Origin of the sequence: Haloferax sp. Atlit-48N, assembly GCF_003383015.2 — an archaeon.
GTDB lineage: Archaea > Halobacteriota > Halobacteria > Halobacteriales > Haloferacaceae > Haloferax > Haloferax volcanii.
In genome coordinates, this window is sequence record NZ_CP137689.1 from 1,037,766 (window position 1) to 1,049,540 (window position 11,775).

Here is an 11,775-nt window from a genome sequence, read left to right on the forward strand (position 1 = left end):
TTCAATAAATATTTACCTACTGAAAGCGCGGTTGTGCCCAATGAGCGTTCGAACGCGGGCGACCACGTGGTCGCTCGGCCTCGCCGGGCTCCTGTTTTTCGTCGTCGTCGTGAGCGCCGGTATCGGGGCCGTGACCATCCCGCCGCGGACCGTCGCCGCCATCCTCGCGGACGCGATGTCCGTCCCCGTCGGCGTCTCGCTCGGCGGCGCGACGGCCCTCCCCGTCGTCGGGTCGGTTCCGACGCCGACGCTGGAGTTCGTCTCGCCGTTCGAGTTCGCCGTCCCCAGACCCGCCCGCATCATCGTGCTCTCGGTCCGCCTGCCTCGCATCCTTCTCGCGGCGCTCGTCGGCTTCGCGCTCGCGGCGGCGGGAACCGTGATGCAGGGCTTTTTCCGCAATCCGATGGCCGACCCCTCTATCGTCGGCGTCTCCTCCGGGGCCGCCGTCGGCGCGGTGGCGACTATCGTGCTGTCGCTTTCGATTCCGTTCGGGCTGGAGGGCGCGGCCTTCGTCAGCGCCGTCGTCACCGCGTTCGTCGTCTACCTGCTCGCCAGCGAGGACGGCCGAACCCCGGTCGCGACCCTGCTTCTCGCGGGCGTCGCCATCCAGACGTTTCTCGGCGCGATTATCTCGTTTCTCCTCCTCCAGAGCGGCGAAAGCCTCCGGCAGGTCGTCTTCTGGCTCATGGGCCACCTCGCGGGCGCGACGTGGAGCGAGGTCGGGATGCTCTCCCTCGTCCTGCCGCTCCCGTTTCTCCTCCTCGTCGTCCACGCCCGCGACCTGAACGTCCTGCTGCTCGGCGAGGAGGACGCCCACGCCCTCGGCATCGAAGTCGAGCGGACGAAACAGCTGCTTCTCGCCACCGCGAGCGTCGTCACCGCCGCGGCCGTCTCGGTCTCCGGCGTCATCGGCTTCGTCGGCCTCGTCGTCCCCCACATGCTTCGGCTCCTCGTCGGTCCCGACCACCGGGTGTTGCTCCCGGCGTCGGCGCTGGCCGGCGCGTCGTTCCTCGTCGCCACCGACACCGTCGCCCGCTCCGGCGGCGCGGAGATTCCGGTCGGCGTCGTCACCGCCGCCGTGGGCGCGCCCTTCTTCCTCTACCTGCTCCGCACGCGGGAGGTGCGCTCGCCGTGAGCGATTCCGACTCTAACTCCGACTCCGGGTCCGGCCCCTTCAGCGACGCCGACCCGGCGATTCGGCTCGACGGCGTCTCGCTCTCGCTCGGAAACACCCGGATTCTCGACTCCGTCTCGGTCGACGTCGGCGACGGAACCTTCGTCGGACTCATCGGCCCCAACGGCGCGGGGAAGACGACGTTGCTTCGGACGCTCAACGGCGCGCTCGCGCCCGACGAGGGCGCGGTCCGCGTCGTCGGGGAGGATGTCCACGCCCTGTCGTCGAAGGCGACGAGCAGGCTCGTGGCGACGGTCCCGCAGACCACGAGCGTCACCTTCGACTTCCCCGTCCGCGAGGTCGTCAGGATGGGCCGCACGCCCCACCGCGGGCGCTTCGAGGGCTGGCGCGAGCGCGACGACGAGGCCGTCGAGTCAGCCATGCGCCGGACCGCCGTCGAGTCGCTCGCCGACCGGCCCGTCACGGAAGTCAGCGGCGGCGAGCGCCAGCGCGTCCTCATCGCTCGCGCGCTTGCACAGGAGACGCCCGTCCTGCTCCTCGACGAACCGACCGCCAGCCTCGACATCAACCACCAAGTGCGCACGCTCGAACTCGTCTCCGACCTCGTCGCCGACGGGACGACCGCGGTCGCGGCCATCCACGACCTCAACCTCGCGGCCCACTACTGCGACGCGCTCGTGCTCCTGTCGGGCGGGCGCGTCCTCTCGGCGGGCGACCCCGAGACGGTGCTCACCGAGGGGAACTTACGCGAGGCGTTCGACGCCGAGGCGGTCGTCTCGCGGCATCCCGTCACCGGTTCGGTGTACGTGACCGCCCTCCCGCCGTCGTCGGACGACGCCAACGGCCGGGTCCACGTCGTCGGCGGGGGCGGCACCGGCGCGCGGGCGCTCCACCTGCTGTCGGCGGCCGGCTACGCGCTGTCCGCCGGCGCGCTCAACGAGGGCGACACCGACGCCGAGGCGGCCCGCCGGGTCGGCGCGGACCTCGTGACCGTGCCGCCGTACTCGCCGGTCGACGACGCGGCGCGGGCCGCGGTCGAATCCCGAGTCGACGCCGCCGACGTGACCGTCGTCGCCGACGTGGAGGTCGGAGACGGGAACCTCGCCAACCTCGACGCGGCGGCCGAGGCCGACCGGCTCGTCCTCGTCGAACAGCGACCGTTCTCGGAGCGGAACTACGCCGGCGACGACGGCTTCGCGGTCTACGAGCGCCTGCGGGAGCGCGGCCGCGTCGTCGAACCGGGCGACCTCCTGTCGGCCGTCGGTGAACTCGCCTGCGACGCGTTCGCAGCGCGCGACGACGGCGCGGCCGACGCTGCCGGCGGCGAGACGGGAGCGACCGCCGACGAGTCCGGCGCGACCGACGCCGAATCGACCGACGCCGACGCTGTCAGCGACGACAGAGTGTCGGACTTATTTTCCAGTTAAACTGTCGTTGCGCGGCCCTACGCACAGCATATTCAATATCTGAGCGCGCGTCTAGTCGGTCGGATTTCTGAGAGGAAGACGGACATGAAACTCGCACTCATCGGTATCGGACAGGCAGGCGGCAAAGTCGTCGACGCCCTCGTCGACTACGAGCGACGGACGAAGACGGGGTTCGTCGTCGACGCAATCGCGGTCAACTCGGCCCGCGCGGACCTTCGGGGACTCCGAACCGTCCCCGAGTCGCGGCAGGTGCTCGTCGGCCTGACGCGCGTGAAGGGCCACGGCGTCGGCGCGGACAACGAACTCGGCGCGGAAGTCATCGCGGAGGACGTCGGCGAGGTGCTCTCGATGATTGACGACCTCCCGGTCCACGAGATAGACGCCTTTCTCGTCGTCGCCGGCCTCGGCGGCGGCACCGGCTCGGGCGGCGCGCCCGTCATCGCGCGGGAACTGAAGCACATCTACACCGAACCCGTCTACGGGCTCGGCATCCTCCCCGCGCGGGACGAAGGCGGCATCTACACGCTCAACGCCGCGCGCTCCTTCCAGACGTTCGTCCGCGAGGTCGACAACCTCATCGTGTTCGACAACGACGCCTGGCGGAAGACCGGCGAGTCGCTCGAAGCCGGCTACGGCAGTCTCAACGCCGAACTCGCCCGCCGGCTCGGCGTGCTGTTCAGCGCCGGCGAGGGCGACGGCTCCGGCGCGGTGGCGGAGTCCGTCGTGGACGCCTCCGAGATAATCAACACGCTCGGGAGCGGCGGCGTCTCGACTATCGGCTACGCCGCCGTCGAACTCGACCGCCCGAAGCGCGGCCTCCTGTCTCGGCTCTCCGGCGGGAAGGCCGAGGCCGACGACGGCGGCGATTCGACGAACCGAATCACCAGCCTCGTGCGCCGCGCCGCGCTCGGGCGGCTCACGCTGCCCTGCGAGATTTCCGGCGCGGAACGCGGCCTCGTCGTCGTCGCCGGCCCGTCGGACGTGCTGTCGCGCCGCGGCATCGAGCGCGCGCGGACGTGGCTCGAAGACGAGACCGGGACGATGGAGATTCGCGGCGGCGACTACCCCATCGACTCGAACTTCGTCGCCGCGGTCGTGCTCCTGTCGGGCGTCTACGACGTGCCGCGGGTCAAGGAGTTACAGGCGGTCGCCATCGAGACCCAACGCGATATGCTCGCCAAGCGCGAGTCGAGCGCGGCGTCGCTCGACGACCTCATCTCGACCGGCGACGACCGCATCGAACCGCTGTTCTGACCGTCTTCGTCCGGGTTCTCTCACCGGCACCGCTCACCCTCGACCGCGGGGAAGGGTCATAGTGCCGCGGTACCAACTGACGAACGATGGCCGAGTACCCGCTGAAACAACGCTTCGTGCTCGACACCTCGCTGTTTCTCTCCGAGGAGATTCGAGACGACGACGAGACGTTCGAGGAGGGCATCGAACGGCTCCTCGACACCATCGCCGCCGCGCGACTGGACCTGAACATCTCGTGTTACATGCCGCCGTCTATCGCCGCGGAGTTGGAACACATCCTCCGCGAGCGCGGCGTCTCGGAGGACGTGCTCGGCAAACTCGACACGTGGGTCATCAAGAAACACCCCGACCGCTACGAGGTGTACATCCCCGCCGAAGTCGTCTACCGCTTCATCGACGAGATGTCCGACCGGGTCAACCGCGGCCTCCGCGTCTCCGAGAAGGCCGTCCGTAAGGCCGAGGAGTCGAAACAGCGCTCCAACGGCGGGTCGAAGCTCTCCGACGTTGACAAGGTCATCTCCGACCTCCGCGAGGACTACCGCGGCGCGCTCAGACAGGGGGTTCTCGACTCTCGGGAGGACTTCGACCTCCTCATCCTCGCGCGCGAACTGAACGCCGGCGTCGTCACCGAAGACACCGGCATCATCAGTTGGGCCGCCGACTTCGGCCTGCGGAACCTCCGCGGGCGGGCGTTTCCGACCCTCTTAGAAGAGTACCTCGTGGCGCTCGACAGCCCGCGCCCGTGGACCAAGGGCGACGACGGCGTCAACCCCGACCGACTGTAACCCTCCGGTCGCTCTCACCCCGACGCCTACTCCATCGCATCGAGGTCGACGAAGCTCCCCTCGAACGCCGAAATCCACCGCGTCAGTTGGGTCTCGGGCGTCGCATCGGCCGGGTAAATCGTGCACTCCTCGCGCCCGTCGGGATGGGTGGTCAGCCGAGACGCGAGCCGCGGGCGAGTGTGGTTTTCGTTCCCCGACTCCGGCGGGTGTACCGGCTCCGAGCCCATCAGCGGTCCCCGCCGAGGGCGACTTCGAGTCCCCGGTCGTCGTTCAGCGAGACCGTGACCGACTCGACGTTCGACCGGTACTGGTGGGTATGCGTCCCGTTCGCCCGCAGTTGGAGCGTCTCGTCGAGCAACGCCGCCTCCGAGAGCTGTTCGACCTTCCGGTAGGTCGTCGACAGCGGCACGTCGCACGCCTCCGAGAGGTCCTGTGCGGTCATCGGCTCGGTCGCGCCTTGCAGGGTCGTGAGAATCTGCCGGCACGCGCGGTCCGAGAGCGCTTCCAGCACCTGTTCCGCCTCCAACTCGGCGGGCTTCGGTCCGGTCGGCGTGCGTCTGAGGCCGGTCTGCATGCTCACTCGTACGTTCGGCCGCGTCGTCCGTCGAAGAGCACCCCGAATATGCGGGGCGCTTTATAGCCCCCACCGACCGGCCGCAGCCCGCCTGTCGACGGTGGCGTCGGTGACACGAACCACGATATAAAGGCCCGGTGTATCGGGGGTGTTTATATCAGGGGCTGGGGCGACTTCGTACTCTTATGACGAGCGCAGCGGGCATCAGAGCGGAGTTGAAGGTGACGGGACCGGACGGCTGTCCCGTCGCGACGGTCTCCGAGGGCGACACCTCGGGCTACGCGCTCTCGCGGAGCATGGCTCCCAACGAGCGCGGGTCGGTCGTCGAGGAGTTCGTCTTCGACGACGACGACGAGGTTCCCGAGGAGATGGAACGGCTGTTCGAGTACGGCGACGGCAGCGTCTATCGGTTCGACCGCGAGGGCGGCGTCGGCTGTCCCTGCGAGCGCGTCGAGGCGTTCGACTGTCCGGTCGTGGACGTGCAGACGCGCGACGGCGCGCTGTTTCTGACGTTCCACGCGCCGGACGTGGAGACGCTCCGCGACGTGGTCGCCGCCCTCCGAGAGTCGTCGGGGTCGGTGGACGTGCGCCGGCTGCTCCAGTCGTCGACCGACGAGTCGCGGGACCTCGTGTTGGTCGAGCGCGGCCAGCTCACCGACCGCCAGCGCGAGGTGCTGGAGACGGCCCACGAGATGGGCTACTTCGACCACCCGCGGCGCGCGAACAAAGGCGAGGTCGCGGCCGAACTCGGCATCACGACCTCGACGTTCTCCGAGCACCTCGCCATGGCGCAGAAGAAGCTCATGGGTGCCATTCTCCAGGAGTGACGGGATGAGACGTGTCGCCGGGGTATCAGTCCCCCGTGAATGCAGGGTGCGCCACCTCGGGGCCCCGCGGCGTACCACTAGCCGGTGAGCAACGATGCGCGAGTTCGACGTGACCTGTCCCGAGTGCGGCGAGCGCTACCGGGTCAACGAGCCGATGATGCGGACGCTCCGGGAGACCGGCTGCGTCCTCTGTACCGCGCCGCTGAACGACGCCGCGAAGTCAGCGTGACGCCGACGCCGCCAACGCCGCGGCCGCTTACGCTTACTCGACGACGACGACGCCGACCATGCCGAGCGTCTCGTGGGGGACGCAGACGTACTTGTACTCGCCGGACTCCTCGAACGTGTACTCGAAGGTGTGGCCCTCGGAGACGGTGAGTTCCGACTCGAACAGGCCGTCTTCGCGGTTGACGACGTTGTGCGTCCCGCCGTTTCCGGTCCACTCCCAGACGACCGTCGTTCCCGGCGAGACCTGCACCGCGGCGGGGGCGAACGCGTAGCCGCCGCCGTTGCCTGCCGCGCCGACCGCGACCGTCACGCTGTCCTGTTCCGTCAGGTCGTGGACGCCGTCGTAGTTTTGCGTCCGGTCGAACCAGCCGCCGAAGTCCCGCATCTCGTGGTCGGCCGTGTCGTCCCCGCCGGACGTGTCGCCGCCGGCTCCGTCCCCGTCGCCCGCGCCGCCGGAGCCGTCGCCGGACGAACTCGAACAGCCCGCAAGCAGCGCGATACCTGTCGAAGCCGCCGTTGCGCGGAGAACCGACCGCCGGGAAACCCGTTGCGTCATTAGCTGGCTCTAGTGAGCGGCCGAACAAGTCGAAAGCTTCGATTCCCACGCGCTGAAAACGGGCGAAACGGGCGTGACCGTCCCGCCCGAAGGCGACGGCATGGACGACGACGACCCGAGGCGACGACCGCGAATCGACGGCAGCCGCCAGTGGGAAGTGTTCTACCGCGACGTGCCGACCGAGCCGATGCGCCACGTCGGCAGCGTGAGCGCGCCCTCCGAGGACCTCGCGACCGAGCAGGCGCGGACGCTGTTCGGCGGCGGCGACGCGGACCTCTGGCTCGCGCCGGCCGACGAGTTCCTCCGACTCGGCGGGAACGACCTCGCCGCGAAGGGCGAGGAGTCGACCGACGGGACGGAACACGGCGGGATGGAGCACGACGGTGCGGGGGACGCCCGCGGTGCCGAAAACGGGGTGTCCGCCGAGTGATTTCCATCAGCAAGCTCCTCTGCGGGCAGGGAGCCGAGGGCGACGGTCTCCGCTACGACGACCCCGACGCCGACATCGAGCAGATACGCGAGGAGAAACAGAAACGTCCGGTCGTCGTCTGGAACACGACGCGGCGCTGTAACCTCTACTGCGAACACTGCTACGCCGGGGCCGACCTCGACCCCGCGCAGGGGGAACTCTCGACCGCCGAGGCGAAGGGGCTCATCGACGACCTCGCGGCCTACGACGTGCCGGTGCTCCTGTTTTCGGGGGGCGAACCGCTCGTCCGCGAGGACCTCGTCGAACTCGTCGACTACGCGACCGACGCCGGCATCCGGGCGGTGCTTTCGACCAACGGGACGCTCATCACCGAGGAGAAAGCCCGGGCGCTCCGCGACGCCGGCCTCTCGTACGCCGGCGTCTCCGTCGACGGCTTGGAGGAACGCAACGACCGCTTCCGCGGGAAAGACGGCGCGTTCGACGCCGCCGTCCGCGGCATCGAAAACTGCCTCTCGGTGGGGCTCAAGACCGGCCTCCGGTACACCATCACCGAGCACAACGCCGCCGACATGGAGGACGTGGTGGACCTGCTGTACGACGTGGGCGTCGACCGCTTCTGTTTCTACCACCTCGACTACGGCGGCCGCGGCGGCGACATCGCCGACGCCGACCTCGACGACGAGGCCCAGCGCCGCGCCGTCCGCCGGCTGTTCGACATGACCCGCGAGTACCACGCCGAGGGCGAGGAGATAGAGACGCTCTTGGTCGGCAACTACGCCGATTCCGCCTACGTGGTCGAGTACGCCGAGGAGGAGCTCGGACGCGACCACGCCGAGCGGATTCACCGGTATCTCCGCGTCAACGGCGGCGACCCGACCGGCGAGCGCGTCGCCGACGTGGACTACCGCGGCGACGTGCACCTCACGCAGTTCTGGCAGGGGTACAGCCTCGGCAACGTCCGGGACCGCCCGTTCGGTGACATCTGGGACGACGAGTCGAACCCGCTTCTCGCCAAACTCCGCGAGCGGGAAGAACACCTCACCGGCAAGTGCGCGACCTGCCAGTATCAGGACGTGTGTCGCGGCTCCTCGCGGCTTCGGTCGCTCGCGGCGACGGGCGAACTGTTCGGGCCCGACCCGCAGTGTTACCTGACGCCCGACGAGCGCGGCGCGGGTGCCGACGCGAGTCCGGGCGCGGCCGACTGAGCGCCGCCGACCCCGCCGTCTCCTTTCACCCGCTGGGAACGCTCCGTACGCTTATTTTTCGTCGACTCCAACCGCGGCTATGGAAACCAAACGGGGAGTTCCGAACATCCTCGGGAACGGGCTCGTCGGCGTCGGTCTCGTCATCTTCGCCGTGGCTGTCGCGGACGCGGTCGGCGTCGTGGACGCGCGCTTTTCGCCCGGCGTCTACCTGATTTTCGTGGCGATTAGCTTCGTTCTCGCGTGGCTGTTGCGGTCTTTGACGTAGGGCGCACCGAACGAAAGTCGAGAGAAACCCGAGAGACGAACGCCGAGCGCGAGCGCGCGAGACCGCCTATTCGGCCGCGCCCGCGGCCGCCTGCTTCTCCTCGCGTTCGAGCTCTTCGAGGTAGTCGTCGGCGTCGAGGGCGGCCTTCACGCCCATGCCGCCGGCGGTCGCGGCCTGCTGGTAGTGGTAGTCGACCACGTCGCCAGCGGCGAAGATGCCGGGCACGTCGGTCGCGGTCTGGCCGCCGCCGGAGCCGCCTTTAGCGACGATGTAGCCGTCGTCGTCGCGCTGGACGCCCGTGCCGTCGAGGTAGTCGGCGTTCGGCGTGTGGCCGATGGCGTAGAACACCGCGCCCACGTCGAAGTCGAACTCCTCGGTCTCGGGGTCGTCGAGCTTGTCGCTCGGGTGGCCCTCGGGGTTGCGGACGAGCGTCACGTGGTCGACGCCCTCCTCGGGCGAGCCGTGCAGCTCGGTCGCCTCGGTGTTGAGCATGAGTTCGATTTCGCCCTCGTCGACCTTCTCCATCAGGCGGTCGACCCAGTAGTCCTCGGCGCGGAACTCCTCGCGGCGGTGGACGAGGTACACCGTCGAGGCGAACTTGGTGAGGAAGTTGGCCTCCTCGACGGCGGCGTCGCCCCCGCCGATGACCATGATTTTCTCGTCGCGGAAGAACGCGCCGTCGCAGGTCGCACACGTCGACAGCCCGTAGCCCATCAGGTTCTCCTCGCCGGGGATGCCGAGGGTGCGGGCCGACGCGCCCGACGCCGCGATGAGGGCGTCGGCGGTGTACACGTCGCCGTTCTTGAGCGTGACCGTGAACGGGCGTTCCGAGGCGTCCACGTCCTCGATGATGCCGTGGCGAATCTCCGTGCCGAAGCGCTCGGCCTGCTCTTTCATGTTGTTGATGAGCTCCGGGCCGGAGATGCCCTCGGGGAAGCCGGGGTAGTTGTCGACCTCGGTCGTGAGCGTGAGCTGTCCGCCCGGTTCGTCGCCCTCCAGCACCAGCGGCTCGTTGTTGGAGCGGGCCGCGTAGATGGCAGACGAGAGCCCGGAGATACCCGAGCCGGCGATGATGAGTTTCCTGTGTTCCACGAACGAATCGGCGTCCTCTGTCATAGCCGATAGTTCGCTACACCGGCGTCTTAAGGTTTCGCTGTATTGCGAGGCGCGCTACACCACCGACACGACAACGCATGCCACGGCTCTCGCGGCGCGCGGAGCGAAAGACCGGTATCCGTCGCGGACGCACGACTCCGCATGGCCGCCGACTTACAGGAGAAGACGAACCGCTACGAGGGAATGCTCGCCGACGCGCTCGACGAGGCGGTGCAGGCCGTCCCCGACGAGACGCACCTCGGCGCCGCCGCCGCCGACTGTCTGGAGATGGCCGAGTCCTACCTCGACGACGGCCGGCACTTCAAAGCCGACGACGACTGGGTGAACGCGCTGGCGTCCTTTTCGTACGGCTACGGCTGGCTGGATGCGGGCGTCAGAATGGGGCTGTTCGATATTCCGGACGACTCGCACCTGTTTACGATGTGAGCCGGGGAGCCGGGAGGATTACTCGAACCGGAACGTCGCGCCGTCGGGGCCGTCTTCGACGTCGACGCCGAGCGCCGTCAGGTCGTCGCGCAGGTCGTCGGCGCGCTCGTAGTTGCCGGCCTCGCGCTCGGCCTCGCGCACGTCCAAGACGAGTTGGACGAGGTCCTCCGCGACCGACACGTCGCCGCCCTCGCCCGCGTCACCGAACGAGAGGCCGAACACCTCGCCGCCGAGGTCCTCGAACGCCTCGACGGCCCGGCGGAGCGCGCGGTAGTCGTACTCGTCGGCGTCGGCGACGTGGCGGTTGACCGCGCCGGCGAGGCCGAGCAGTTCGGCCATCGCCTCGCGGACGTTGAAGTCGTCGTTCATCGCCTCGCGGAAGTTCTCGCGGGTCTCGGTCACGGTGTCGCGGAGGTCGGTCGCCTCGACTTTCGTCCGGGCGTCGGGGCTGTCGACCGCGTCGACGGCGGCCTCGTAGGCGCGTTCGAGGCGCTCCCAGCGCTCTTCGGCCTCGGCGATGGTCTCGGCGGAGTACGTCTGCTCGGAGCCGTAGGCCGTCGAGAGGTAGAACGTCCGAATCACGTCCGCGCCGAACTCGTCGAGGGCGTCGCCGACGGTGAAGAAGTTGCCGAGGCTCGAACTCATCTTGTCGCCCTCCGTCTGGAGCAGGCCGACGTGGAGCCAGTAGCGGGCGAACTGCTGGCCGGTCGCCGCCTCAGACTGGGCGATTTCGTTTTCGTGGTGCGGGAACACGAGGTCGCGGCCGCCGACGTGGATGTCGAGGGTGTCTCCGAGGTGCGTCATCGACATCGCGGAGCACTCGATGTGCCAGCCGGGGCGGCCCTCACCCCACGGCGACTCCCACGTCTGGCCGCAGGGTTCGTGGAGCGGGTCGAGGTCGGGGTCGCGGTGTTCGGCGGCCGTCTTGGGGTCGACCGCGCCGGCCTTCCAGAGCGCGAAGTCGGTCGGGTTGCGCTTCTCGGAGCGCTCGTCTTTCGTCGCCCGCGACTCCAGCTCTTCGAGCTTCTGGTTCGAGAGCTTCCCGTAGTCGTCGAACGTGGACACGTCGAAGTAGACGGAGCCGTTGGACTCGTAAGCGTGGCCGCGGTCGACGAGCGTCTGCACGAGGTCGATAATCTCGGGGATGTGCTCGGAGACGCGCGGGTAGACCTCGGCGCGCTTCAGGTTCAGCCCGCGCATGTCGCGAATCACGTCGCCGACGAAGTGCTCGGCGACGCCCGCCTCGTCGTCTCCGAGGTCGTCCTCGCCGATGCGGGCGGCTATCTTCTCGTTCACGTCGGTGAAGTTCTCGACGTGGCGCACGTCGTAACCCTCGTAGTCCAGCCAGCGGTGCATCAGGTCGGCGTGCATCCACAGGCGGGCGTGGCCGAGGTGCGCGTGGTCCGAGACCGTCAGTCCACAGACGTAGAGCAACACTTCGTCGCCGTGCGACTCGAACTCCTCGCGCTCTCCCGTCAGGGTGTTGGTCACGGACAGGGTCATCACACTCGGCTACTTCCGGGACCACTTTCAACCCGTCGGAAGCG

14 protein-coding genes and 1 pseudogene are annotated in these 11,775 nt (G+C 68.8%); 10 read left to right on the plus strand and 5 right to left on the minus strand.

Features of this window, described 5'->3' with window-relative positions; translation table 11 throughout:
• The first annotated feature begins 40 nt into the window (after positions 1 to 40).
• From btuC to DEQ67_RS05660, 4 genes and pseudogenes are all read left to right on the plus strand, one after another.
• On the plus strand, positions 41 to 1,135 hold the full coding sequence (gene btuC / locus DEQ67_RS05645; RefSeq protein ID WP_115802425.1) for a vitamin B12 ABC transporter permease BtuC: 1,095 nt from the start codon (positions 41 to 43) through the stop codon (positions 1,133 to 1,135).
• A 152-nt stretch (positions 1,136 to 1,287) separates the two neighbouring features.
• Positions 1,288 to 2,562: pseudogene (locus tag DEQ67_RS05650) on the plus strand (ATP-binding cassette domain-containing protein); the annotation flags it as partial.
• Positions 2,563 to 2,646: 84 nt separating this feature from the next.
• Positions 2,647 to 3,816: a tubulin-like protein CetZ3 gene (gene cetZ3, locus DEQ67_RS05655; RefSeq protein WP_004063908.1), complete on the plus strand. Its 1,170-nt coding sequence runs from the start codon at positions 2,647 to 2,649 to the stop codon at positions 3,814 to 3,816.
• An 86-nt stretch (positions 3,817 to 3,902) separates the two neighbouring features.
• On the plus strand, positions 3,903 to 4,601 hold the full coding sequence (locus tag DEQ67_RS05660) for an RNA ligase partner protein (RefSeq protein WP_115891300.1): 699 nt from the start codon (positions 3,903 to 3,905) through the stop codon (positions 4,599 to 4,601).
• Positions 4,602 to 4,627: 26 nt separating this feature from the next.
• Here the strand turns inward: DEQ67_RS05660 and DEQ67_RS05665 are convergent, their stop codons facing one another.
• Together DEQ67_RS05665 and DEQ67_RS05670 are read right to left on the minus strand one after the other, a co-directional pair.
• Complete coding sequence (locus tag DEQ67_RS05665) at positions 4,628 to 4,828, minus strand: DUF7511 domain-containing protein (RefSeq protein ID WP_008605723.1); 201 nt, start codon at positions 4,826 to 4,828, stop codon at positions 4,628 to 4,630.
• Positions 4,828 to 5,175 (minus strand): winged helix-turn-helix domain-containing protein, encoded by a 348-nt coding sequence (locus DEQ67_RS05670; RefSeq protein ID WP_004063905.1) that lies wholly within the window; start codon positions 5,173 to 5,175, stop codon positions 4,828 to 4,830. The genes DEQ67_RS05665 and DEQ67_RS05670 overlap by 1 nt, the downstream gene beginning before the upstream one ends.
• Before the next feature lie 185 nt (positions 5,176 to 5,360).
• Between DEQ67_RS05670 and DEQ67_RS05675 the strand changes: the two genes are divergently transcribed.
• Both DEQ67_RS05675 and DEQ67_RS05680 read left to right on the plus strand, forming a co-directional pair.
• Positions 5,361 to 6,002 carry a helix-turn-helix domain-containing protein gene (locus DEQ67_RS05675; RefSeq protein WP_004063904.1) on the plus strand — a complete coding sequence of 214 codons (642 nt, stop codon included), beginning with the start codon at positions 5,361 to 5,363 and terminating at the stop codon, positions 6,000 to 6,002.
• Between the two features lie 94 nt (positions 6,003 to 6,096).
• Positions 6,097 to 6,231: a DUF7560 family zinc ribbon protein gene (locus DEQ67_RS05680; RefSeq protein WP_004043819.1), complete on the plus strand. Its 135-nt coding sequence runs from the start codon at positions 6,097 to 6,099 to the stop codon at positions 6,229 to 6,231.
• 33 nt (positions 6,232 to 6,264) lie between these two features.
• On the opposite strand, the gene DEQ67_RS05685 is transcribed toward DEQ67_RS05680, so the two are convergent.
• A complete protein-coding gene (locus DEQ67_RS05685; RefSeq protein WP_115802428.1) occupies positions 6,265 to 6,786 on the minus strand; it encodes a halocyanin domain-containing protein in 522 nt (173 codons plus the stop codon).
• A gap of 73 nt (positions 6,787 to 6,859) precedes the next feature.
• On the opposite strand from DEQ67_RS05685, the gene DEQ67_RS05690 reads away from it, so the two are divergent.
• The 3 genes from DEQ67_RS05690 to DEQ67_RS05700 all read left to right on the plus strand — a co-directional run bounded on the left by DEQ67_RS05690 (position 6,860) and on the right by DEQ67_RS05700 (position 8,686).
• Positions 6,860 to 7,216 carry an Htur_1727 family rSAM-partnered candidate RiPP gene (locus tag DEQ67_RS05690; RefSeq protein WP_004043817.1) on the plus strand — a complete coding sequence of 119 codons (357 nt, stop codon included), beginning with the start codon at positions 6,860 to 6,862 and terminating at the stop codon, positions 7,214 to 7,216.
• Positions 7,213 to 8,421, plus strand: a complete 1,209-nt coding sequence (locus DEQ67_RS05695) for a TIGR04347 family pseudo-SAM/SPASM protein (RefSeq protein WP_004043816.1) — start codon at positions 7,213 to 7,215, stop codon at positions 8,419 to 8,421. Before DEQ67_RS05690 ends, DEQ67_RS05695 begins: the two co-directional genes overlap by 4 nt.
• 79 nt (positions 8,422 to 8,500) lie before the next feature.
• A complete protein-coding gene (locus tag DEQ67_RS05700; RefSeq protein ID WP_004043815.1) occupies positions 8,501 to 8,686 on the plus strand; it encodes a hypothetical protein in 186 nt (61 codons plus the stop codon).
• A 66-nt stretch (positions 8,687 to 8,752) separates the two neighbouring features.
• On the opposite strand, the gene DEQ67_RS05705 is transcribed toward DEQ67_RS05700, so the two are convergent.
• Positions 8,753 to 9,802: an NAD(P)/FAD-dependent oxidoreductase gene (locus DEQ67_RS05705; RefSeq protein ID WP_004043814.1), complete on the minus strand. Its 1,050-nt coding sequence runs from the start codon at positions 9,800 to 9,802 to the stop codon at positions 8,753 to 8,755.
• Positions 9,803 to 9,943: 141 nt separating this feature from the next.
• On the opposite strand from DEQ67_RS05705, the gene DEQ67_RS05710 reads away from it, so the two are divergent.
• Positions 9,944 to 10,228 carry a DUF357 domain-containing protein gene (locus DEQ67_RS05710; protein ID WP_004043813.1) on the plus strand — a complete coding sequence of 95 codons (285 nt, stop codon included), beginning with the start codon at positions 9,944 to 9,946 and terminating at the stop codon, positions 10,226 to 10,228.
• A gap of 18 nt (positions 10,229 to 10,246) precedes the next feature.
• Here DEQ67_RS05710 and cysS read toward each other — a convergent pair whose 3' ends face one another.
• The gene (cysS, locus tag DEQ67_RS05715) at positions 10,247 to 11,731 is read right to left on the minus strand and encodes a cysteine--tRNA ligase (protein WP_115860113.1); all 1,485 of its coding nucleotides are present in this window, start codon (positions 11,729 to 11,731) and stop codon (positions 10,247 to 10,249) included.
• Between the last annotated feature and the right edge of the window lie 44 nt (positions 11,732 to 11,775).